The 23,109-nt window shown below is 43.8% G+C and carries 23 protein-coding genes and 3 pseudogenes; 23 read left to right on the top strand and 3 right to left on the bottom strand.

Going from position 1 to position 23,109, the window contains the following annotated elements; all coding sequences use genetic code 11:
* The first annotated feature begins 5 nt into the window (after window positions 1–5).
* From CDO84_RS19260 to CDO84_RS19245, 4 genes are all read left to right on the top strand, one after another.
* Complete coding sequence (locus CDO84_RS19260; protein ID WP_082032936.1) at window positions 6–521, top strand: DUF2247 family protein; 516 nt, start codon at window positions 6–8, stop codon at window positions 519–521.
* A gap of 296 nt (window positions 522–817) precedes the next feature.
* Window positions 818–2,647 carry a PTS beta-glucoside transporter subunit IIABC gene (bglP, locus tag CDO84_RS19255; RefSeq protein ID WP_040081323.1) on the top strand — a complete coding sequence of 610 codons (1,830 nt, stop codon included), beginning with the start codon at window positions 818–820 and terminating at the stop codon, window positions 2,645–2,647.
* 21 nt (window positions 2,648–2,668) lie between these two features.
* Window positions 2,669–4,078, top strand: a complete 1,410-nt coding sequence (gene bglH, locus CDO84_RS19250) for an aryl-phospho-beta-d-glucosidase (protein WP_040081324.1) — start codon at window positions 2,669–2,671, stop codon at window positions 4,076–4,078.
* Between the two features lie 102 nt (window positions 4,079–4,180).
* Window positions 4,181–4,627, top strand: coding sequence for a universal stress protein (locus CDO84_RS19245; RefSeq protein ID WP_040081325.1), 447 nt, complete (start codon window positions 4,181–4,183; stop codon window positions 4,625–4,627).
* Window positions 4,628–4,660: 33 nt separating this feature from the next.
* On the opposite strand, the gene CDO84_RS19240 is transcribed toward CDO84_RS19245, so the two are convergent.
* Window positions 4,661–5,392: a 2OG-Fe dioxygenase family protein gene (locus CDO84_RS19240; protein ID WP_040081326.1), complete on the bottom strand. Its 732-nt coding sequence runs from the start codon at window positions 5,390–5,392 to the stop codon at window positions 4,661–4,663.
* 166 nt (window positions 5,393–5,558) lie between these two features.
* Here CDO84_RS19240 and CDO84_RS19235 point away from each other — a divergent pair, with 166 nt between their 5' ends.
* The 15 genes and pseudogenes from CDO84_RS19235 (at window position 5,559) to dbpA (ending at window position 15,366) form a co-directional block, all read left to right on the top strand.
* Window positions 5,559–6,302, top strand: coding sequence for an SDR family NAD(P)-dependent oxidoreductase (locus CDO84_RS19235; protein ID WP_014665965.1), 744 nt, complete (start codon window positions 5,559–5,561; stop codon window positions 6,300–6,302).
* A gap of 67 nt (window positions 6,303–6,369) precedes the next feature.
* The gene (locus CDO84_RS19230; RefSeq protein ID WP_040082485.1) at window positions 6,370–7,305 is read left to right on the top strand and encodes a DMT family transporter; all 936 of its coding nucleotides are present in this window, start codon (window positions 6,370–6,372) and stop codon (window positions 7,303–7,305) included.
* A gap of 172 nt (window positions 7,306–7,477) precedes the next feature.
* On the top strand, window positions 7,478–7,732 hold the full coding sequence (locus CDO84_RS21780) for a hypothetical protein (protein WP_231560756.1): 255 nt from the start codon (window positions 7,478–7,480) through the stop codon (window positions 7,730–7,732).
* 257 nt (window positions 7,733–7,989) lie between these two features.
* Window positions 7,990–8,397, top strand: coding sequence for a YxiG family protein (locus CDO84_RS19220; RefSeq protein WP_040081327.1), 408 nt, complete (start codon window positions 7,990–7,992; stop codon window positions 8,395–8,397).
* Between the two features lie 28 nt (window positions 8,398–8,425).
* A pseudogene (locus tag CDO84_RS19215) lies at window positions 8,426–8,752 on the top strand (DNA-binding protein); the annotation flags it as partial.
* A 72-nt stretch (window positions 8,753–8,824) separates the two neighbouring features.
* Window positions 8,825–9,277, top strand: coding sequence for a hypothetical protein (locus tag CDO84_RS19210; RefSeq protein WP_080478367.1), 453 nt, complete (start codon window positions 8,825–8,827; stop codon window positions 9,275–9,277).
* A gap of 16 nt (window positions 9,278–9,293) precedes the next feature.
* Window positions 9,294–9,781 (top strand): annotated as a pseudogene (locus tag CDO84_RS19205) (DUF2716 domain-containing protein).
* Between the two features lie 25 nt (window positions 9,782–9,806).
* Window positions 9,807–10,565: an Imm26 family immunity protein gene (locus CDO84_RS19200; RefSeq protein WP_040081329.1), complete on the top strand. Its 759-nt coding sequence runs from the start codon at window positions 9,807–9,809 to the stop codon at window positions 10,563–10,565.
* A 28-nt stretch (window positions 10,566–10,593) separates the two neighbouring features.
* Window positions 10,594–11,076, top strand: a complete 483-nt coding sequence (locus CDO84_RS19195; RefSeq protein WP_040081330.1) for a hypothetical protein — start codon at window positions 10,594–10,596, stop codon at window positions 11,074–11,076.
* A 26-nt stretch (window positions 11,077–11,102) separates the two neighbouring features.
* Window positions 11,103–11,414, top strand: a complete 312-nt coding sequence (locus CDO84_RS19190) for a hypothetical protein (RefSeq protein ID WP_040081332.1) — start codon at window positions 11,103–11,105, stop codon at window positions 11,412–11,414.
* 18 nt (window positions 11,415–11,432) lie between these two features.
* Window positions 11,433–11,729, top strand: a complete 297-nt coding sequence (locus CDO84_RS19185; RefSeq protein WP_040081333.1) for a YxiJ family protein — start codon at window positions 11,433–11,435, stop codon at window positions 11,727–11,729.
* A 15-nt stretch (window positions 11,730–11,744) separates the two neighbouring features.
* Complete coding sequence (locus tag CDO84_RS19180) at window positions 11,745–12,197, top strand: hypothetical protein (RefSeq protein ID WP_040081335.1); 453 nt, start codon at window positions 11,745–11,747, stop codon at window positions 12,195–12,197.
* A gap of 17 nt (window positions 12,198–12,214) precedes the next feature.
* Window positions 12,215–12,343 (top strand): annotated as a pseudogene (locus CDO84_RS21775) (hypothetical protein); the annotation flags it as partial.
* A gap of 352 nt (window positions 12,344–12,695) precedes the next feature.
* Window positions 12,696–13,844 carry a rhamnogalacturonan acetylesterase gene (locus CDO84_RS19170; protein WP_040081338.1) on the top strand — a complete coding sequence of 383 codons (1,149 nt, stop codon included), beginning with the start codon at window positions 12,696–12,698 and terminating at the stop codon, window positions 13,842–13,844.
* Between the two features lie 82 nt (window positions 13,845–13,926).
* A complete protein-coding gene (gene dbpA / locus CDO84_RS19165) occupies window positions 13,927–15,366 on the top strand; it encodes an ATP-dependent RNA helicase DbpA (protein WP_040081340.1) in 1,440 nt (479 codons plus the stop codon).
* An 18-nt stretch (window positions 15,367–15,384) separates the two neighbouring features.
* Here the strand turns inward: dbpA and CDO84_RS19160 are convergent, their stop codons facing one another.
* Entirely contained in the window at window positions 15,385–16,671 is a 1,287-nt protein-coding gene (locus tag CDO84_RS19160) for an MFS transporter (protein WP_082032937.1), read from the bottom strand.
* Between the two features lie 205 nt (window positions 16,672–16,876).
* Between CDO84_RS19160 and CDO84_RS19155 the strand changes: the two genes are divergently transcribed.
* From CDO84_RS19155 to bglS, 3 genes are all read left to right on the top strand, one after another.
* Window positions 16,877–17,557 carry a hypothetical protein gene (locus CDO84_RS19155; RefSeq protein WP_040081342.1) on the top strand — a complete coding sequence of 227 codons (681 nt, stop codon included), beginning with the start codon at window positions 16,877–16,879 and terminating at the stop codon, window positions 17,555–17,557.
* 94 nt (window positions 17,558–17,651) lie between these two features.
* Window positions 17,652–18,485: a transcriptional antiterminator LicT gene (gene licT, locus CDO84_RS19150; protein ID WP_040081343.1), complete on the top strand. Its 834-nt coding sequence runs from the start codon at window positions 17,652–17,654 to the stop codon at window positions 18,483–18,485.
* Window positions 18,486–18,766: 281 nt separating this feature from the next.
* Window positions 18,767–19,495 (top strand): beta-glucanase, encoded by a 729-nt coding sequence (gene bglS / locus CDO84_RS19145; RefSeq protein ID WP_040081344.1) that lies wholly within the window; start codon window positions 18,767–18,769, stop codon window positions 19,493–19,495.
* Window positions 19,496–19,536: 41 nt separating this feature from the next.
* On the opposite strand, the gene citH is transcribed toward bglS, so the two are convergent.
* Window positions 19,537–20,817 carry a citrate transporter CitH gene (citH, locus tag CDO84_RS19140; RefSeq protein WP_040081345.1) on the bottom strand — a complete coding sequence of 427 codons (1,281 nt, stop codon included), beginning with the start codon at window positions 20,815–20,817 and terminating at the stop codon, window positions 19,537–19,539.
* A gap of 201 nt (window positions 20,818–21,018) precedes the next feature.
* Between citH and CDO84_RS19135 the strand changes: the two genes are divergently transcribed.
* Window positions 21,019–23,079, top strand: coding sequence for a catalase (locus CDO84_RS19135; protein WP_040081347.1), 2,061 nt, complete (start codon window positions 21,019–21,021; stop codon window positions 23,077–23,079).
* Window positions 23,080–23,109: the final 30 nt, after the last annotated feature.

The raw sequence follows: 23,109 nt of genomic DNA, 5'->3' as shown, positions 1-23,109 counted from the left end.
AGAAAATGAAAATTGCCTTAAATACTTTCAAAGTACATCATATAAAATACGATTGGAAAACTCTTTACGTTGGGTTGAAGCAAGGGTGGATAAACAAAATTGAAGTAATGAATTATGCTGTTGAATATTTGATGAACCATCCCGGTGTACAACAAGAAGAAATTCTAAAACTGGCTTGGGGAGACAAGGATGATATTGAAGAAGCCATACTGAATATATTACGAGTTGAAGAAAATAGTTTCTATGCTATTGAAAAAAGAAAATGGAGATATGTTATTCTTCTTGAAGTAAAATCAAAGTATAGTGATCATGCAATTGAACTTTTGAGCAAGCTTGCAGAAGTTTATGCAGATATGAATTATCCTGAAGATATGGAGGGTTTTATTCATTATCATCCTTCTAATAACGGATGCAACCCGCATTTACATTCCTATGAAAAAAATATAAATAGATTATGCAATTTGTTTCAAGATTTTTTAGTAAAGGAGAAACAAAATATACAAAATGGCTTACCGTTATAAAAAATAGTCCTTATTGAGTAATAGCCTTAGCCAATACCAAAAATGAAAGCGTTGACATCACGCAAATCTAGTGCTAAAGTATACCTACAAACAAATAAAACGACCCGTCAGGATTGTTACTGCGAAAGCAGGCAAAACCTAAATGGTGCAGGTGCAGGAGGAGACTCTCGCAATCTGTGTCGTTTAGGTTTTTTTTATTCTCTTTTAGGAGGTGATGCGGCAGTTGATACAAAAAAAGCTGGTGAAAGGCGGCCACCTTTCATCCAGCAGTCCCCTCATAAAAAGGAGGTATACACATGGATTATGATAAATTATCGAAAGACATATTACAACTCGTAGGCGGGGAAGAAAATGTTCAGCGCGTGATTCACTGCATGACGAGACTGCGTTTTAATCTTCATGACAACGCGAAGGCAGATCGCAGTCAGCTGGAGCAGCTGTCGGGGGTGATGGGCACCAATATCAGTGGCGAGCAGTTTCAAATCATTATCGGAAACGATGTGCCGAAGGTGTATCAGGCGATTGTGCGGCACAGCAATCTCAGTGATGAAAAGAGCGTTGGTTCATCTTCTCAGAAAAAGAATGTGCTGAGTGCGGTCTTTGATGTGATTTCTGGTGTGTTTACTCCGATTCTGCCTGCGATTGCGGGAGCGGGGATGATCAAAGGGCTTGTTGCGCTGGCAGTTACGTTTGGCTGGATGGCGGAGAAGAGCCAGGTTCATGTCATTTTGACGGCTGTCGGTGATGGCGCGTTCTACTTCCTGCCGCTCCTGCTTGCGATGAGTGCGGCGAGAAAATTCGGAAGCAATCCGTACGTAGCGGCAGCCATTGCGGCGGCGATTCTGCACCCGGATTTGACAGCCCTGCTCGGTGCGGGGAAACCGATTTCCTTTATCGGGCTTCCTGTAACCGCTGCCACTTATTCGTCAACAGTCATTCCGATTTTGCTGGCGATTTGGATTGCTTCCTACGTGGAAAAATGGATTGACCGTTTTACACACTCGTCTCTCAAATTGATTGTGGTTCCGACGTTGACATTATTGATTGTCGTGCCGCTGACATTGATTACAGTCGGTCCGCTTGGTGCTATTTTAGGAGAATACTTGTCTTCTGGGGTCAATTATTTGTTTGATCATGCAGGGCTTGTGGCGATGATTTTGCTGGCGGGAACATTCTCTTTAATCATTATGACGGGCATGCATTATGCCTTTGTGCCAATTATGATCAACAACATCGCTCAAAACGGACACGATTATTTACTGCCGGCTATGTTTTTGGCGAATATGGGGCAGGCCGGGGCATCATTTGCCGTCTTCCTTCGCTCCAGAAACAAAAAATTCAAATCACTCGCGCTTACCACGAGCATCACAGCGCTGATGGGGATCACAGAACCTGCGATGTACGGCGTGAATATGCGTTTGAAAAAGCCGTTTGCGGCCGCTTTGATTGGCGGTGCAGCAGGTGGCGCGTTTTACGGCATGACGGGTGTTGCTTCCTATATCGTCGGTGGAAATGCAGGACTGCCGAGCATCCCTGTCTTTATCGGGCCAACGTTTATTTACGCGATGCTCGGTCTCGTGATTGCATTTGTGGCGGGAACAGCAGCTGCGTATTTGCTTGGATTCGAGGATGTGTCTTCTGACGGCAGCCAGCAGCCGGCAGTGCATGAAGGCAGCGGAGAAATCATTCACAGCCCGATTAAGGGAGAAGTGAAAGCCTTAAGCGAAGTCAAAGATGGGGTGTTTTCTGCCGGGATCATGGGAAAAGGATTTGCTATAGAGCCAGAAGAAGGAGAAGTGGTCTCGCCTGTTCATGGAAGTGTTACCACCATTTTTAAAACAAAACACGCAATTGGCATTACGAGTGATCAGGGAGCTGAAATTCTCATACACATTGGATTGGACACGGTGAAGCTGGAGGGACAATGGTTCACGGCTCACGTCAAAGAAGGCGACAAGGTCGCACCGGGAGATCCGCTCGTATCCTTTGACCTGGAGCAAATCAAAGCCGCGGGATATGACGTCATTACCCCGGTGATTGTGACCAATACAGACCAATATTCGTTTTCGCCGGTGAAAGAGATCGGTAAAGTGCAGACAAAAGAAGCGCTGCTTGCTTTATCTTAAAAAACTGATGGGGTGATCAATATGAGTTCAAATGCAAAACGATTTCCAGAAGGATTTTTATGGGGCGGCGCGGTTGCTGCCAACCAAGTGGAGGGTGCTTATAACGAGGGCGGTAAGGGGCTTTCGACAGCTGACGTATCGCCGAACGGGATTATGTCTCCATTTGATGAATCAATGACTTCCTTGAATCTGTATCACGCCGGGATTGACTTTTATCATCGTTATAAAGAGGATATCGCTTTGTTTGCGGAAATGGGTTTTAAAGCGTTCCGTACATCAATAGCATGGACGAGAATTTTTCCGAATGGCGATGAAGAGGAGCCCAATGAAGAAGGTCTTAGATTTTATGATGATCTGTTTGATGAGCTGTTAAAGCATCATATTGAGCCTGTCGTAACCATCTCTCATTATGAAATGCCGCACAATTTAGTGAAGAAGTATGGCGGCTGGAAGAATCGCAAAGTCATAGAGTTTTATGAACGCTATGCCAAAACTGTATTCCAACGCTATCAACACAAAGTGAAGTATTGGATGACGTTCAATGAAATTAATGTGGTGCTCCATGCCCCGTTTACCGGAGGCGGTCTTGTCTTTGAAGAAGGAGAAAACAAACGAAACGCGATGTACCAGGCGGCACACCACCAATTTGTCGCCAGTGCTCTTGCTGTCAAAGCGGGTCACGAAATCATTCCTGATTCGAAAATCGGCTGTATGATAGCGGCCACGACAACCTATCCGATGACCTCTAAGCCGGAGGATGTCTTCGCGGCAATGGAGAATGAGCGCAAAACACTATTCTTCTCAGACGTTCAAGCAAGAGGCGCGTACCCGGGATATATGAAACGCTATCTGGCTGAAAACAATATTGAAATTGAAATGGCTGAAGGCGATGAAGAGCTCTTGAAAGAACATACGGTAGATTACATTGGATTCAGCTACTACATGTCGATGGCGGCGAGCACTGATCCGGAAGAGCTTGCAAAATCAGGCGGCAACCTGCTGGGGGGAGTTAAAAACCCTTACCTGAAATCATCAGAATGGGGCTGGCAAATTGACCCGAAAGGCTTGCGCATTACGCTCAACACATTATACGACCGCTATCAGAAGCCGCTGTTCATTGTTGAAAACGGCTTGGGCGCTGTAGACAAAGTTGAGGATGACGGCTCAATTCAGGACGATTACAGAATCAACTATCTGCGTGATCATTTAATTGAAGTGCGCGAAGCCATTGCGGACGGCGTTGAATTAATCGGATACACATCATGGGGGCCAATTGACCTTGTCAGTGCATCTACTGCGGAAATGAAAAAACGCTACGGCTTCATTTATGTGGACCGGGACAATGAAGGAAACGGAACATTAAACCGCATCAAGAAAAAAAGCTTCAACTGGTATCAGCAGGTCATCGCTACAAACGGAGAGAGTCTCTGACAATTTTTTGAAAACTCATGCGCTTCAATTGACAATAACGAAAAGCAGGCGGACAATAAAAGAGAAAGATGAACCACCCACAGTCCGAAAGGCGGGAAGAGCATGTTTAACAAAATGTTAGTTGCGATTGACGGATCAGATATGAGTGAAAAAGCGCTTGATGCCGCAGTGCATTTGGCCAAAGAGCAGCAAGCGGAACTAAGCATTCTTCATGTGGGGAGAGAAGCCGTCGTCACGACTTCTTCTCTGACGGGAATTGTCTATGTGCCTGAACATTTTATTGATGAAATCAGGAACGAAGTTAAAAAAGAAGGCCTGAAAATCCTAGAGAACGCAAAAGAAAAAGCAGCCGATAACGGTGTTCAAGCTGAAATCATTTACGCGAATGGCGAGCCGGCACATGAAATACTAAATCATGCAAAAGAGAAAGGCGTCAGCCTGATCATCGTTGGCAGCCGGGGGATCAGCGGCCTGAAAGAAATGATGCTTGGAAGCGTCAGCCATAAAGTGTCTCAATTATCAACCTGCCCGGTTTTGATTGTTCGATAGATTTATTGAAAAAGCGCCCCTTGGGCGCTTTTTTTATTTATTAGAAAATGTAACTAATAATATATCTCGATGCGCACCATCTCTATTTGCAGTGCCGACCGGTGTAACCGCATGAAAGACCTTTTGCCCGAGAGCAAGTGTTTCAAGCGGGTCTGTCAGCCGCAGCACTTTATCAATTTGCTTAACAGACGGAGCAATTAAGTTATCTCCTCCGATAGCATCCTCGCTCAGCTGAAATAGATGGACGAAAACAAGCGGTTCATCGTCACGATGCAGCCAAATGGGTGAGCTGTATGAAGGCGCGTCAGGTGTCACTTGATATCTGACTTGGTGAAGCCCGACGATCACTTCTTTCTCCCAATCTACAAAATCGGTTTGGCGGGCCATTTCTACATTTGAATGTATCATTTGCTGCGTAATAGGATGCTGTAGAAACTCATCTGATATTTTTTCAAATTGTCTGACGATACCGCCATCATCATAATTATATTCTTTTGATTGGAAATATCCATTATCCGGATCTAATTCAAGAGTGTCGGAGTGAGGAGCCAAAATGTAGCGGGAATGCGCTCTGTAACGGCCGCCTCCTTTAGGGTCAGCTTTCAAAGCATCATATGTAAGCTGTAATTTGCGGACTGCGGCGTCTGTAGTTTTTTGCCGGTAGAAATCTGCTGGAATATACGAATAACCGTTTTCCTTTAAAAAAGAAGCATATTTAGAAATATCGGATGTCAACTCTTTTTGTACGTTTGAAACTTGAACCATATGAATCTCTCCTTAAAAAGTGATGATTTTTTTAGTAATTTCCTGTATGATAGAAAATGTGGAAAATAGAGGATGTAGTGCAATGCTAAATTATTTGTAATATATTGTCAAATAATAATATTCAGATTATTACAAATTACCAAAATGAAAAAAGGCAGAATGTAAAATGATGAAGAAAAAGAATATAATGATCACTGGGGCAAATAGCGGAATCGGCTTTTCGGCAGTAAAGCAATTTCTAACAGAAGGCTTTCGAGTCGTTGGAGTGGATATTCAAACGAATAAAATGTCAGAATTTATAGTAAACAGTGAGTTTCACATGGAAAAAGCAGACTTGTCTGATGTCCAGCAGGCGGAATCTTTGATGCCAAAACTTGAACAAAGCCGATTGATCCCGGATATTTTGATCAATGCAGCAGGGATAAGAGAAATCACCCCTGTTCTTGAATTATCGGCAGAATCATTCAAAAAGGTCATAGACATTAATCTCACGGCAGCCTTTATTCTTTCCCGAGATGCGGCAAGGCTGTGGTCAAAGCTGGGAAAACGAGGCTGTATAATCAACATCGCCTCTGTGTCCGGTCTGATGGCAGAGCCTGCGCGGGCTGCCTATGTGTCTTCCAAGCACGCGGTCATCGGACTGACGAAGCAGCTCGCTATGGAATTTGGATCAAAGGGGATCAGGGTGAATAGCATTTCACCGGGCGTGATCCAAACAGAATTAACGGAAGAGTATTTTCAAGACGATGAAATGGTTCAGCTGATCAAGGATAACCATGCCCTTCATACGTGGGGGCAGCCGAGTGATATTGTTTCCTGTATGAAGTATTTGGCTTCTGATGAGGCGCACTTTATTACAGGTTCAAACTTTGTCATAGACGGCGGCTGGACGGCCGGCAAGAAACTATAAAAAAGGGAAAAGCACCTTGCAGTTGGGGTGCTTTTCCCTATACATAACTGGAGGTAGAATACGCTTGATGCAGCAAGATCTCTCAATCACACCAAAACAAAAATCAACAGCCGTAATCAAAATGGTCATCTCTATGGTGATTTTCGGCTCCATCGGCTTTTTCTCAGAGCATACCAATCTGCCGTCATTTGAATTGGTCTTTGTCCGCTGCCTTTGTGCGACGCTATTTTTAAGCTTTTGCTGGCTGGCGTCCGGCCAATATAAAACCGAAAAATGGAGAAAGAGAGACGTGCTGCAAACATTGGCGTGCGGTTTCTTTCTTGTATTCAACTGGGTGTTCTTATTTAAGTCTTTTGAAGAAACGTCCGTTACAATTGCTATCTCCGTTTATCACCTAGCACCGGTGCTTGTTCTTCTCCTGGGAAGCATCATCTACAGAGAGAGATTACATGTCATCTCCGTCAGCTCCATTATCATCTGTTTTCTGGGAACTGCGCTGATTTCCGGGATTAACGGCAATACTTCATTGACGCAGCTGATGGGATCAGGGATCATTTGGGCCGTTCTCGCCGCCCTGTTTTATGCGTTCACCACTTTATTGGGAAAAGGCATTCAAAACCTCAGCCCTTACACGACCACCTTCCTGCAAACGGGTTTAGGGGTTATCATTCTGATTCCGTTTATTCACTTCGGCGCTTTTGCTGACCTTTCTCAGGGAAACTGGATTATGGTGGTATCTACCGGTATTATTCATACGGGTATTGTATATTTGTTGTTTTTTGACAGCTTGCGATTTTTATCAACGAAATTTATTTCAATCATTGTATTTCTCGACCCCGCTGTCGCGATCGTGCTCGATACCGTCTTCACAGGTTTCCGCCCTGACCTCTATCAAACGCTCGGCATCGTGCTGATCTTTGCAGGCATGGCCTTGACGCTTGTCAGGAGGCGGGGGAAGGAGAATGTGGCAGCTGAAGGTACGGATATTGAACAAATCCAATAATGAAAAAATGTAAAAAGGCCTATGCGGCCTTTTTTTGATTCTTAAAATAATATAAACATTCCAGAAAAATATTGTAATCCTATTCCAATGACGCTAACATGTTAAATCAATAATACAGTTATTTCAAATTCTTGGTGGGGAAAAGGCTTTCACAATTGCGGTAAGGGGAAAAGTGAATGTACTATTTTATGAAATATCAACTCTTAATGACTATGATTGGCTTGAAAAAGAATATAAAACAATAGAGTATATAATATTCGATGTATTGAAAAATATAGAAAATGAACAATATGAAATATACTCTTACTCGGTATCAAAAAATGATAGCAATGATTATATATACTCTGCGAATTTAAAAACTAATTCTTTGTTTAATTATAAAAAAATTTCTTTTATGAAAACATCAGCAGAAGAATTTAAAACATAATTGTTGCTCATGAGAATATCATTTTATTGAAAAAAATGTTGAGTTAAAAGATATATTGAGCAGAGTTCATTTAACAGAAAAAACACTTGTTAAAGATTTACTGAATGTGGTCTTCTGCCATATAGAAATAATAGACTCCGAGACTATCAGAATAGGATCAATAAAAAGAGAAAATATTCCAAATATCATTTAACAATTATTAAATAATTTGTCTGGAATTATTGATATATAAACAGAGATTAGTCAGGAGAGGAAGAATGTACAAAACAATTGAACAATGGATAGATTATATTGATGGGGGTTGCAATGTTTTAAAGGTCGATTATCAGTTCTTTAAAAAAGAACTCTTACTTGAGATTCAGGTTGTTCAAAATAAAGCTGAATATACGCATAATATTATTTTTCAAAATGTAGCTTCTGTTTATGTTAATGGAGGTGATGGGGATATTCGATTGGAAAGGGCTGTTCCGGAGGAGTTTAATTGGCAAATTTTCGAGATTAGTTATCATCCGGAAGGAATCGGAAACCTATCAAATCCTGTAATTCCAGAGTATCAATCAAATGCAAATTTTCTCGTTGACATAAACAGAAGATTAATAGCTGTAGAGGCTGAGACTGTTTCTTTTGATTCAAAACAATTTTATGCGTATAAGGTTAACGAATAAGAGAATTTATAACCTAGGAGCATAACCAATGAAAAAATTAAAAATGAATAAAATCATCAACACGGACACCCAAGATTGTTTTTTCCATGCCGATCCACAGGGGTGTGTCTACATTGGAAAAGGTGAGAAAGGAGATATCACCATTTCAATCTATGATCCTTCCGGTGACGTTCGGGATTTTAGAGTGAAAGAGCAGATTGCATACAGCGATATTCAGCTCTTTCAACAATGTGCAGATGGCTATGTCTTCGTTTATTACGAATCGTACGAGCCGAAGGTAAAGGTTTTTTCAGAAGAGGGAAGGGTGAAAAGTGCTTTTCACTTGCCTTCAGGGGTTTCCTGCTGTCTTTTGGATGAGAAACAAAACCTTTGGGTGGGTTTAAATGATGAAGGCATTTATGATGATGAAAATCCCAACGGCCATAGTGTGTGGTGTTTTACGTTAGATGGTCAGCAGAAGGAAATACACATTGATAGAAAGCTCGAAGAAATGGATGCGCCGGCTGTAGATGATTGTTATGGGCTTGCAGAAAAAAACGGCTTGATTTATATGCTGTATTACGGAGATGCAGTCATTGCTGCGTTTGACGACACGGTCGTGAGGCGGGTATGGATTCTGTCGGATAAAGAGCCGAACTCAGAAGCATTTTATCAGCTTGCGATATCTGAAGAAGGTTTTTTGGTTGGGACGTTCAATTGTTACAGTGAAGAGCTCGAGTCGTCTCTTTATTTAATTTCTGCCGATGTGAGTCAAGAGATGGAAGAGATAACATGCTGTGACTCTAACGGTGAAGCCCTAGACGTTCAACAGCTGAAACTGACAAGTAACGCTGTTTATGCAGTGGCCTCTTCTGGTGTTTATAAACAGGATATCCAATAGGCGTAGGGATGAGATCATGATGAATTGGCGCGCTTTAAGTCAGACAAAACAAGACCGCATCTGGTCAGAAGTGAACAAGCTCATAAAATGGAAACCCGGAAACAAATGTCATCACATCATCCCGCCTGATCCATATCGAGTGTTTGATATCTCAAGCGAGATGAGCAGTAAAGCTGGTCATAATGATGTGAGCGGAGTGCTGAGTGATTTAGAGACTTCTATTTTAAAAGCATTTCAATTATGTACTGGAAAGAACGAAGTAATGTACGCACTAGATTGGCAGCATGACGGATATACCTTTAGTCCTCATCAGGCAATGCCTAAGGATGAATTTGGCGAATGCCTGTTCCCGTATTTCCAAATGGAGACTATTATTTCTTTTTTCATCAGGACTTCTCTTGGGGACTTTTGGGAGACCCGTGGAAATTGACAATCACTGTGTTTGGTGAAGAGCTGTTGGAGGCGATAGATAAATATCCGCCGATTCTGTTTCAAAATAGATGAGTGTTCTGAAAAACGGAGGTGAAACATGGGCTTTTGGGAAGAGAAATATAAAAATAAAAAGATATTCGTAAGTGATGATGGTTTGGATATTTGTCACGACGCCATCGAAGATTTTCACGCTGTGTTCTTGGAACAATTGGATCGCAAGCCTACTCTAAATGAATTTATTTATACTCTCTTTCAGGTATTAAACTCAGACGGCGATTCGCTTTTTAAAGAATTAGAAGGAAAACAAGTCACCGATATCAACCTAAAGATGAAAAAAAGAACTACTTTAAGTGAAGTTAGGCCTGGTGTTGTCATTGAAATCCCTTTACGGCAAATCAATCAGTTTACATATGCATTAGTGGTAAAAGGAGATTTAGCAACAGATAAAAATGATGATCTTCTCATTCAGTATTTTGATATTTTTACAGATCAACGCTTGAGTAAAAAAGACATTTCTCTCATGATGGCAGAAAAGCAAAGAACCCTTTTTATTGCGAATACAGGATATACAGGCTTTCTTCAGGGGAATTGGAAGGTTGTTTCCAAGGTGCCGATAGATTTGATGAAAAAATTTGATCATTCTACTATAACATTTGTTATGTATGAAGATGGAAAATACCTCATTAGCCAAGACGATTCATTAGCGGCAGAGAGTGATTTAATAGAGGTTGATGAAAAGCGGGGGAAGACGTTTAGCAATCCGATTGGGCTATTTGGTCATTTAAGTATCGAGGATATTCTTTATCAATATTTCAAAGGAACCTCGATGGAGGAATTGATCAAGTATGAGTTGTAAAAAGGGTTTTATTGGTGGGGAGGTACATATGAGCAGGTATTGTCTGGCATATGCGAATTCTGAACTTTTTCTTTTAAGTGATTTTTTCAAACAATTCCCTCTCCCTATCACTGAGTATCATTGGGTCATTGGCGATATTTTGAATATGATGGATGTATCCGAGGATAAAGATCATTGGAACGATATCATTGGCGGGCGTGAAGACTATCTTTTTATCACAGGTGAGGAGTTTCATCGAATATTAAATGAATTTAAGGTTTATGTGATTTTTTCTACTTTAACAGCTGTACCTAAAGAGACGTTACCCTATAATCTAACAAATGTGCCTTTTGTCGATGGGAATGTTGACTATTATGTAGATGATTATGTTTCTCCTGTGAAAGAGTGTATTTTTGAAGTCGGTTTCTTTGATTCAACAGATATTATATTTACAGTGACCGATGAAAACATAGAAAGAATGTTGAAGGATGCTTTTCCTGATTTGAAGCCTTACTGTGAGTATGGAGTATAAAGACGCTATCAACGGAGGAATCAAAATTGAGTATTTCAGGAGCTACTCCTATTTTGTTTCAGCATATCAAGAAATGGCGTTTTTATCGGGAAACAGATCACGTGCTTGGTGCCATTTATACGATTGAGCTAGTAGCTGTTTATCATTCACGCACGATTGTTGTCATATTCAAAGACGTTTCAGCCGTTACGATACGAGAAATCGAAACCCTTTCGGATATGTCTGATTGCCTTCTCAGCATTGAATCGCAGCCGCAAGGCATCTACCTTGTGGAAGAATGGGAAGAGGAGACGTTCCGTTTTTATTGCCGGCAATATGAGGTGATGGAAGTTGAATAGGTTGAGGAGAGGATCAACGTGCTTCAAAAACTGAAAAAAAGACAGCGAGAGCTTGAAGAAAAGCCGTACCCTGATGAATTGTACGGCTTTGAAGAGGACATCTATGAGTTTTTTATGCTAGTTGATGGCAGTTTGGATTATGTGCTGGCGAATAAAAGGATGCCCCGGCATCAGCGGCGTTCGTTGGAGAAAAGCTTTTTTGAGCTGTATCCTGACATACTTCCGGATATGATCAAAAACGATAAGGATCTGTATCATCACATTCTCTTGTATGAACAAGTCAGACAAGAGATTTGCGTTGCGCTATCCAACTGATAAGGGGAAGATTTTATGGAAATAACCTCTATAAGCAGTATTGGCAATTTGGACATGATCGTTCTTAAGCCTCACCAAGTTGTTATGTCTTGTGAACTTGAAGATGCAGAGTCGTTTTATCGTTTTTGGGAAGGGCTTGCCTACGATCGAATCATGATACAGGTAATAACGACTGGTTCATTTATAGAAGGCCTGTCCGAGTACTTTGAAGGTCATGCTTACAAGGTGACGAAGCTGGCCAAAAGGGAATTCCATTTCCAATCCATATTACAGGAAGCAGACAGGGATATTGCAGATTTTCTCTTTCTGCTCGCTTCCATCAATGATGATGTTTTTCTGATCACTGATCCTCAACCGGATAAAAGTTATTTTTCAGAAGGGAAGCTCCAGTGTCTAACGGACTCAGGCGAACGGATCATGTGGTTTGAATACGATGCTGTAGACATCTATATGGTTGGCGGTAACTAAGGATAGGGGGAATTCATTTGAATATCACACAATACGAGAAATTGAAAAAGCATCTTTCTGATGAGGATACAGGTCCATTTACATTAAACGAGTTTTCTTTCTATATGAAAGAAGATGATCGTTATATTCAAATTCCTGTGTTTGAATTAAAACTATCTGCTCAAACCTGTGACATTCAATTGCGGTTTGAAAACATTAGTGCATCAAAGCTGGATGACCTTGAATCCATCGATGCGGTTGAGTTGGAGATTGAACCGACTGATGATCAATGGGAAAGACTCCGTTATTATGTGTATGACGAAGAAGACCAAATAAGCTTCTATTGCGGAGGTTGGGATGTGATCAAGTGTGACAAGGAGTCACACTGATTTTCCCCTTCTTGAGACTCTCCCCTCATTTTTATTCCTCAACGCCATTTTTTTCTCCCTTCAGTCATCATAAAGAAACAATCATCGAGTATGCCTTAATGTATGCGTTTTTATAGAGGAGGGAGTCTTGATGAAAAAATGGATTGTAGCGGTTTTTGTGATGATGCTGATGTTGTGTTTTGACGGGAATGAGAGTGTGAAGGCGGCGGAGCCGAAGGTGTATCAGTTTGATTTTGGGAGCGGTTCGGTTGAGCCTGGTTATATTGGTGTCAGGGCGTCTGATCGGTATGACCCGTCAAAGGGATACGGTTTTCAAACACCGGAGAATATGAAGGATGTGGCGGCATCCGGGACTGGTGTGAAGAGTGATGCGGTTCAATTTTTAGCGTATGGGACGAAAAGCAATAACACGTTTCAAGTGGATCTCCCGAACGGCCTTTACGAGGTGAAGGTGATGCTTGGCAATACGGCAAGGGCCAGTGTGGCGGCGGAGGGCGTGTTTCAGGTCATCAATATGACGGGGGACGGCGCGGAGGATACGTTCCAAATTCCTGTCACCGACGGGCAGCTGAATCTGCTGGTGACAGAGGGGAAAGCTGGCACCACTTTTACGCTCAGCGCCTTGAAAATAAAGAAATTGTCTGATCAGTCGGTGACGAACCGAACCATTTATGTCGGCGGCGATTCGACGGTGTGCAATTATTATCCGCTCAACAGCAGCAAGCAGGCGGGCTGGGGGCAGATGCTGCCTCACTATATCGATAAACACACCTTTCAAGTGAGAAACATGGCGTCTGGCGGACAGATCGCGAGAGGATTCAGAAATGAGGGGCAGTTGGAGGCGATTTTGAAGTACATCAAGCCGGGGGATTATTTTATCTTGCAGCTTGGCATTAATGACACAAATCCGAAGCATAATGAATCTGAAGCGGAGTTTAAAGAGATGATGCGTGATATGATCCGCCAGGTGAAAGCGAAAGGAGCGGACGTCATCCTATCAACGCCTCAGGGCCGGGCGACCGATTTTACTTCTGAAGGCATCCATTCGTCTGTAAACAGATGGTACAGGGCCTCTATTTTGGCTTTGGCCGAAGAGGAAAAAACATACCTCATTGACTTAAATGTCCTCAGCTCGGCATACTTTACATCGATCGGTCCGGAAAAAACACTCGCGCTTTATATGGACGGAGATACGCTGCATCCGAACCGCACGGGGGCCGACGCACTGGCGCGATTGGCTGTTCAGGAGCTAAAACGCCAGGGAATCGATGGCTTTTAACACGTCATTTTTTCGACAAAACACATACGCCTTCGTCAATTAGAGTATAATGAGAACATCTGCAAGAGACAGGAGTTTATACATGAGTCATTTTAAAAACTATCAAATCAGTCATGACATTTTACGAGCACTGGAAGGACTGGGATATACAGAACCGACCAAGGTGCAGCAGAGCGTGATCCCCGCTGCCCTTGAACGAAAGGATCTTGTCGTCAAATCACAGACGGGAAGCGGGAAAACGGCTTCGTTCGGGATTCCTCTCTGTGAGCTGGCGGATTGGGATGAAAACAAGCCGCAGGCGCTTATTTTAACACCGACCCGTGAGCTTGCGGTGCAAGTAAAAGAGGATATCACGAACATCGGACGATTTAAACGAATCAAAGCGACAGCTGTATTTGGAAAGTCCTCCTTTGATAAACAAAAAGCCGAGCTTAAGCAAAAAAGCCACATTGTTGTCGGCACGCCGGGACGTGTTCTGGATCATATCGAAAAAGGCACGCTGCCGTTGGATCGTCTCTCTTATTTGGTCATTGATGAAGCGGATGAGATGCTGAATATGGGCTTCATCGAGCAGGTCGAGGCGATTATCAAGCATCTGCCGACTGAGCGCACGACGATGCTGTTTTCGGCGACGCTTCCGCAGGATATCGAGAAGCTGAGCCGTCAATATATGCAAAAACCGGAGCATATCGAAATCAAAGCGGCTGGGCTTACCACAAGAAATATTGAACATGCGGTGATTCAAGTAAGAGAAGAGAATAAATTTTCATTGCTGAAAGATGTGCTGATGACGGAGAATCCCGATAGCTGCATCATTTTCTGCCGAACGAAAGAGCACGTCAATCAGCTGACCGATGAATTGGATGACTTAGGATATCCATGCGATAAAATTCACGGCGGAATGATTCAGGAAGACCGGTTCGACGTCATGAATGAATTTAAACGGGGCGAGTACCGTTACCTAGTCGCGACAGATGTCGCCGCGCGCGGGATTGATATTGAAAATATCTCCCTTGTCATCAACTATGATCTGCCGCTTGAAAAGGAAAGCTACGTGCACCGCACAGGCCGGACAGGTCGCGCAGGGAACAAAGGAAAGGCCATTTCGTTTGTCGCGGCCTTCGAAAAACGGTTTTTAGCCGACATTGAAGAATATATCGGATTTGAGATTCAAAAAATGGAAGCCCCTTCTCAAGAGGAAGTGGCTAGAAAGAAACCTGAATTTCTAGCTAAAATGAATGACCGGCCGGAAAGCAAAAAGGACAAAAGCGAAGAGCTGAATAAAGACATTATGAAGCTGTATTTTAACGGCGGAAAGAAAAAGAAAATAAGAGCCGTTGATTTTGTAGGAACGATTGCCAAAATTGATGGTGTGTCAGCTGATGACATCGGCATCATCACGATTATGGATAACGCCTCATACGTTGAGATTTTAAATGGGAAAGGACCTCATGTTCTCCAAGTGATGAAGAACACAACCGTCAAAGGGAAAAAGCTCAAGGTGAATAAAGCGAATAAATGATGAATGACCTGCTCCCAGTTAAAGGGGCAGGTCATTTTGCTGCTGGCTGACATCGGCGCTGGTCTCCTCCGGAACAAAGGCAAGAATCCCAATGCCAATCACAAACAAAATGATCAGGCTGAACACCGCAGTCGAGGATTTTCCGGTCAGCTGGGCGGTCACGGCAATGAGCAGTGGTCCCATAATTGAGGCGAATTTCCCGAAAATGTTGTAGAAGCCGAAGAATTCATTGGCGTGGCGCTTTGGCACAAGCTTGGCGAAATAGGAACGGCTGAGGGCTTGAATACCGCCCTGCGAGGTAGCGACAAGCATGGCCAGTATCCAGAAATCAATCGTTGTCTCCATAAAATAGGCGTACACGCAGACAATCATATAAATAACGATCCCAACGTACAGCATTGTCTTTCCCGTGAAGCGTTCTGCCAGTTTTCCGTAGACAATCGAAAACGGCGCGGCAACGACCTGGGTGACAAACAGGATGATCAGAAGGCTTGAGGAGCCGATCCCTAAATCTGATCCATAGGATGTCGACATCGTAATAATCGTGCCGACACCGTCGATATAAAAGAAATAAGCGAGCAAAAAGAGAAACAGTGCCCGGTATTGCCTGATCCGTTTCATCGTTTGGCCGAGCCGTTTAAAGCTGTTGATGACGATATGAGGTTCTCTTTTGATGTAATAGCGCTGATGGACATGCTTGATCATCGGGATGGTGAACAGCCCCCACCAAGCAGCCGTTATAAAAAAGGACAGCTGGCTTGCAGCCGATACAGACATTGGAATTGTTTCTGCTTGAGCGAGCAGGATGACAGCAATGCTGATGATAAATGGAATTGTGCTTCCAATGTATCCTAAGCCAAAACCCCGTGCCGAGACGAGATTCATCCGTTTCTCAGGCGTGACGTCAACGAGAAAGGCATCATAAAACACATTGGCGCCGGAAAAACTGATAGCCGATATTGTATAAAACAGCAACAATAGCAGCCAATGTTCACTAGGGATAAAGGCGAGCATCGCGGTGCTGGCGACACCGGCTGACACAAAGAAACCGAAGAACTTTTTCTTGCACCCTTCATAGTCGGCGATCGTGCCTAAGATCGGCCCGAGCAATGCAAGAATAAACGTTGAAATCGCAATGGTATAGCCCAGATAGGCAGTCGATTGAGCGGCGCTGACACCGCTTTCCGCAGCCGCTGATTTATAAAATAACGGAAACACCGCGGTGGTCACGACAATTGAGTAAGCCGAATTTGCCCAGTCATATAATACCCAGCTGTTTTCTTGTTTCGTAAAACGTTTCATCATCAGAGCCCCTCTCCGGTAACGATACTTCTATTGTACGAGAAATGGTCCTGAAAAGAATGGAATGCACGTCAATTTTTACAAAATATTTATGTTTTTTCGCTTCAAATCATACTTTTGATTTATTGCTGGGGTTAGGTGCATCTGGTACCATTTAACTATATTTTATGGTATTTTCCAGAAGGATTCAGCAGAGAGGAGACAGAGCATGAGGCGAATAGGCTTGTGTATAAGCCTGCTGGTCACAGTTCTTGTGATGAGCGCATGCGAAAGTGAAGGTGAGGCTCAGACGTTCGCAGACTGTGATCAAAAGACAGTAAAACAAACCGCAGCCAAACCGATGAGCAGTAAGAAAAAGCAGGATTTCCAAGCCCTTGCAAGCGAAAGGCAGCTGGCCATTGTGTTCAGTTCCATGATCAAAGTGAGCGAAGCATTTGATTATGGGATCGGCAATCCAGAATACTTCGTGCGAAGCAGCATGACTGAAGAAGAAGCAGACATTGCGAAAGAGAACCTTGAATCGATTAAAATTGAAAGCAAATCGCTCAAAAAACAAAACAGCGAGGCGATCGCCTTGCTTGAAAAAACGCGAAATCAAGACATGATCCGCAGCGAAATTCAGCAGCTGAAAGAAAATAGAGCCGCTTTTTTTGAGATCACAGGCCGTATGATCAACCTCATCAGTCAAGTCACACCGAAAAACGCGAAGACGACAAGACAGCAGCTGGATCAGCTGAAAAAACAATATACACAATACAGCGCTGAAAGCGTCAAAATCATAAATAGCATTGTCAAAAAGCAGAAAGCGGATAAGGCATTATTTGAACGCTACCTGGAGGCGCTGCTTCAAAAACAGCCCGGACAGCCGGTATTGAGTGAATTGTACTAACTGGTTCCCGTCTTTCCCTGATGATATTGACCTAGTGCAAAAAGGATGTACAATCAAGATATAGCCTGTTCTTAGTTGATTGGAGGGACATGTCATGAAAATTGCGAAGGTGATCAACAATAATGTGATCAGCGTGGTCAATGAACAGGGAAAAGAGTTGGTTGTCATGGGCAGGGGGCTCGCGTTCCAGAAAAAGTCCGGCGATGATGTCGATGAAGCCCGCATTGAGAAGGTGTTTACGCTCGATAACAAGGATGTATCAGAAAAATTTAAAACCCTTTTGTATGATATACCGATCGAGTGCATGGAAGTATCCGAAGAGATTATCAGCTACGCAAAATTACAGCTCGGCAAAAAGCTCAACGACAGCATCTATGTGTCGCTGACCGATCATATTAACTTTGCCATCCAGCGCAATCAGAAAGGGCTTGATATCAAAAACGCCTTGCTGTGGGAAACAAAACGGCTGTACAAAGACGAATTTGCCATTGGCAAAGAAGCGTTGGCCATGGTAAAAAACAAGACTGGCGTGTCTCTGCCAGAGGATGAAGCAGGCTTTATTGCTCTGCATATTGTCAATGCCGAGCTGAATGAAGAGATGCCCAATATCATCAACATTACAAAAGTCATGCAAGAGATTTTGAGTATTGTAAAATACCATTTTAAAATTGAATTCAATGAAGAATCGCTTCACTATTATCGGTTCGTCACCCACTTAAAGTTTTTCGCACAGCGTCTTTTTAACGGTACACATATGGAAAGCCAGGATGATTTTTTGCTGGAGACAGTGAGAGAAAAGTATCATCGGGCGTATGACTGCACGAAGAAAATCCAAACCTACATTAAGCGGGAGTATGAGCACAAGCTCACCAGTGACGAGCTATTGTATTTAACGATTCACATAGAGAGGATAGTCAAACAAGCATAATGAGAGCGCTGACATTTTTATTTTCGTGTGTTCGTTTTTTCTTACATTTCAATATGATGATGGTAGGATTGTTACTGATAAAGCAGGCAAAACCTAAATTACAATGAGTGCGGATCATTTATCTGTGCTAATGGTAATTTAGGTTTTTATTTTTTTAGAGGGAGGGCGATCATAGTAATCAGTAAGATTCGTTATTATCATTATTTTGACCGATGTTCCCTTTTAAAAGAATCATGTAAGATCAACATAGAAAACGCTTTCAATGAAAGGGGAATGCCAATATGCCTTATCTGAAACGAGTGTTGTTGCTTCTTGTCACTGGATTGTTTATGAGTTTGTTTGCAGTCACTTCTACTGCCTCGGCTCAAACAGGTGGATCGTTTTTTGACCCTTTTAACGGCTATAACTCTGGCTTTTGGCAAAAAGCAGATGGTTATTCAAATGGAGATATGTTCAACTGCACTTGGCGTGCTAACAACGTATCAATGACGTCATTGGGTGAAATGCGTTTGGCGCTAACAAGTCCATCTTATAACAAGTTTGATTGCGGGGAAAACCGCTCTGTCCAAACATATGGCTATGGATTATATGAAGTCAGAATGAAACCAGCTAAAAACACAGGGATCGTTTCATCGTTCTTCACTTACACAGGTCCGACAGATGGAACCCCTTGGGATGAGATTGATATCGAATTTTTAGGAAAAGACACAACAAAGGTTCAATTTAACTATTATACAAATGGTGCAGGAAACCATGAAAAGATTGTGGATCTCGGGTTTGATGCAGCCAATGCCTATCATACGTATGCGTTCGATTGGCAGCCAAACTCTATTAAATGGTATGTCGATGGGCAATTAAAACATACTGCAACAAACCAAATTCCGACAACACCAGGAAAAATCATGATGAACTTGTGGAATGGCACGGGTGTCGATGAATGGCTCGGTTCCTACAATGGTGTAAATCCGCTATACGCTCATTACGACTGGGTGCGCTATACAAAAAAATAATGTACAGAAAAGGATTTCCGCCAGCGGAAATCCTTTTTTGATTAAAACGAAATAATCCCGATCAAAAGCGCCGTAATCGTCATCACAATCGTTGTCCCCACGGCCCATTTAATAGTGAATTTTTGATGGTCGCCAAAGCTGACGCCTGCCATTCCGACTAATAGATAGGTGGAAGGCACGAGCGGGCTGAGCAGATGCACGGGCTGACCCAGCAAGGAGGCTCTTCCGATTTCAGCGGCGTCTATTCCGTAAGCGGAAGCGGCTTCGGCGATGATGGGAAGGACACCGAAGTAAAAGGCGTCATTCGACATGAAAAAGGTGAAGGGCATGCTTACGATCGCAGTGATCAACGGCAGATGCGGACCCATGGCGTCAGGGATGAGTGAAACGAGAGAATGCGCCATGGCATCCACCATTTTTGTGCCGGAGAGAATGCCTGTGAATATCCCTGCCGCAAACACCATTGAGACAACGTTTAACGCGTTACCCGCATGCGCCGAGATTCGTTTCTGCTGCTCTTTGACATTTGGATAGTTGACCATCAAGGCGATGGCGAACGCGGTCATAAAAAGAACAGGGAGCGGCAGCAGGCTGGTGATCAGAGCGGCCATCAGAGCGATAGTCAGCAGCAGGTTAAACCATTGGAGAGCGGGACGCTTCAGCGGCGTAGCCTCTGGATCGGAAGACGGTGCGTGATCAATCGAAATGACGCCGAGCCGCTTCCGCTCTTTCTTTCCGAGGATATAAGCAACGGCGATCACCCAGAGAATGCCGGCGATCATAGCGGGAATCAGCGGCGTGAAGACCTCTGACGTGTCCAATTTTAAGGAGGCCAAAACCCTCGCAGTCGGCCCGCCCCACGGGATAATATTCATAACCCCCGAACCGAGCATCGCTATTCCCGCTAACACCAAACGATTCATGCCGAGCCGTTTGTACAGTGGCAGCATCGCCGCAATCGTAATCATATAGGTTGTTGTCCCATCTCCGTCCAGCGAAATGGTCATAGTCAGAACCGCTGTGCCTACGGCGATTTTTAACGGGTCTCCTTTGACAAACGATAAGATTTTGGCAATGAGAGGATCAAACAGGCCTGAGTCGATCATAATGCCGAAATACAGGATGGCGAATAACAGCATAATCCCGGTAGGAGCGAGGTCTGTAACACCCTGAATCATCATCTCGCCAAGATCTTTGCCAAATCCGCTGATCAGGGCAAACACAACAGGAACGACAATCAAAGCAATAAGTGCGGAAAGCCGGTTAGACATAATAAGGTACATAAAAACAATCATCATCACAAAACCGAGTATGGCAAGCATGATATGACCTCCCCTATTCAACAGCTTTTTTTCGTAAGCGCTTCCATACTTTCTTTCTGTAAAGAAGGCTTATTTCAAATGTGTATGACCTCATCCTGATATGTAGACCTAAAATCCTATTGAGCGGATTGGCAGTTTATATCAAGAACGCCACGGGTAAATGTGCTGTAGAATGTTTCGTTTTAAAAAGGGGGAACAGACATGAGTAATGATCAAAATAAACGTGTAAATGAACACTCAAAGGACGAGCAGCTTGAACAGTACAGGACCGATAACAGCGGGAAGAAAATGACGACAAACCAAGGCGTGCGGGTGTCGGAGGATGAGCATTCGTTAAAGGCCGGGGTTCGCGGCCCGACCCTAATGGAGGATTTTCACTTCCGGGAGAAAATGACGCACTTTGACCATGAGAGGATTCCGGAGCGCGTTGTGCATGCGCGCGGGTATGGCGTGCATGGCTTTTTTCAGGTTTACGAGCCGATGACCGAGTACACACGGGCCAAATTTCTTCAGGACCCTTCAGTGAAGACACCGGTATTTGTCCGTTTCTCTACGGTTGCGGGTTCTAAAGGCTCCGCAGACACGGTGCGGGATGCCAGAGGCTTTGCGACAAAGTTTTATACTGAAGAAGGAAATTATGACCTTGTGGGTAATAACATTCCGGTGTTTTTCATTCAGGATGCGATCAAATTCCCGGATTTGGTTCACGCGTTTAAGCCTGAGCCACACAATGAAATGCCTCAGGCTGCGACCGCCCACGATACGTTTTGGGATTTTGTCGCCAATAACCCTGAGTCGGCTCACATGGTAATGTGGACGATGTCAGACAGAGGCATTCCGCGCAGCTACAGAATGATGGAAGGCTTCGGCGTCCACACGTTCCGTTTTGTCAATGAGCAAGGAAAGGCGCGTTTCGTGAAATTCCATTGGAAACCGGTGCTCGGCGTGCATTCTCTCGTATGGGATGAAGCGCAAAAAATTGCCGGGAAAGATCCCGATTTCCACCGCCGCGATCTGTGGGAAACGATTGAAAACGGCGGCACGGTTGAATACGAGCTTGGCGTGCAGATGATTGACGAAGAGGATGAATTCAAGTTTGATTTTGATATTCTTGACCCGACCAAACTGTGGCCGGAAGAGCTCGTGCCGGTGAAAATCATTGGGAAAATGACGCTGAACCGCAACCAGGATAATGTGTTTGCGGAAACAGAACAGGTCGCATTCCACCCTGGAAATGTCGTGCCGGGCATCGATTTTACAAATGACCCGCTTCTGCAGGGGCGGCTTTTCTCTTATACAGATACACAGCTCATCCGTCTTGGCGGCCCGAACTTCCATGAGCTTCCGATTAACCGGCCGGTATGTCCGTTCCATAACAACCAGTACGACGGCTATCACCGGATGACGATCAATAAGGGACCTGTCTCTTATCATAAAAACTCTCTGCAAAACAATGATCCGTCGCCTGCGACAGCTGAAGAAGGCGGATACGTCCACTATCAGGAAAAAGTCGAGGGCAAAAAAATCCGCCAGCGAAGCGACAGCTTCAACGATTATTACTCACAGGCGAAGCTGTTCTGGAACAGCATGTCTCCAGTGGAAAAGCAACACATCATTTCTGCTTTCTGCTTCGAGGTCGGGAAGGTCAAAAGCAAGGACGTCCAGCGGCAAGTCGTTGATGTCTTCAGCAATGTCGATGAAGATTTGGCGCAAGAAATCGCCAAAGGAGTAGGCGTGGCGGCGCCCGCGAAGCGTAAAGCATCTAAAGAAATTCTTACTTCGCCTGCGTTAAGCCAAGCCCGTACAGTGAAAACCGCGTCAACAAGAAAAGTCGCTGTACTTGCTGGAAACGGATTTCATGAAAAAGAGCTGCAAACAGTGCTGGATGCTTTAAAGAATGAAGGAGTCATAGTGGATATCATCAGTCAAAATCTAGGGTATATGACAAGCGACAGCGGCCAGCAGCTTGAGGCCGGCGGCACGTTTCTGACTGTTGACTCTGTTCTGTATGATGCCGTCTATGCCGCAGGAGGGCCGGAGTTAAAAGACAACAAACAAGCGATGGCATTTATCAGGGAAGCTTACAATCACTACAAGGCGATCGGTGCGGCAAATGAAGGAATTGACCTTCTTCAATCCTCTGTCGGAACAACAGAGGGACCAGGCATCGTGACGGCTAAAGATGAATCTGACTACACCGCATTCAGCAAGACATTTATTGATGCGGTTGCCGCTCATCGCCATTGGGATAGACGAATTTGATCGGCTCCTGTATCTTAAAGAAAGATACTT

The organism is Bacillus sp. MD-5 (genome assembly GCF_002201875.1).
Taxonomy (GTDB): Bacteria; Bacillota; Bacilli; order Bacillales; family Bacillaceae; genus Bacillus; species Bacillus stercoris.
The sequence above is the reverse complement of the archived record's forward strand: the minus strand, read 5'-3'. Positions and strand labels throughout refer to the sequence as shown.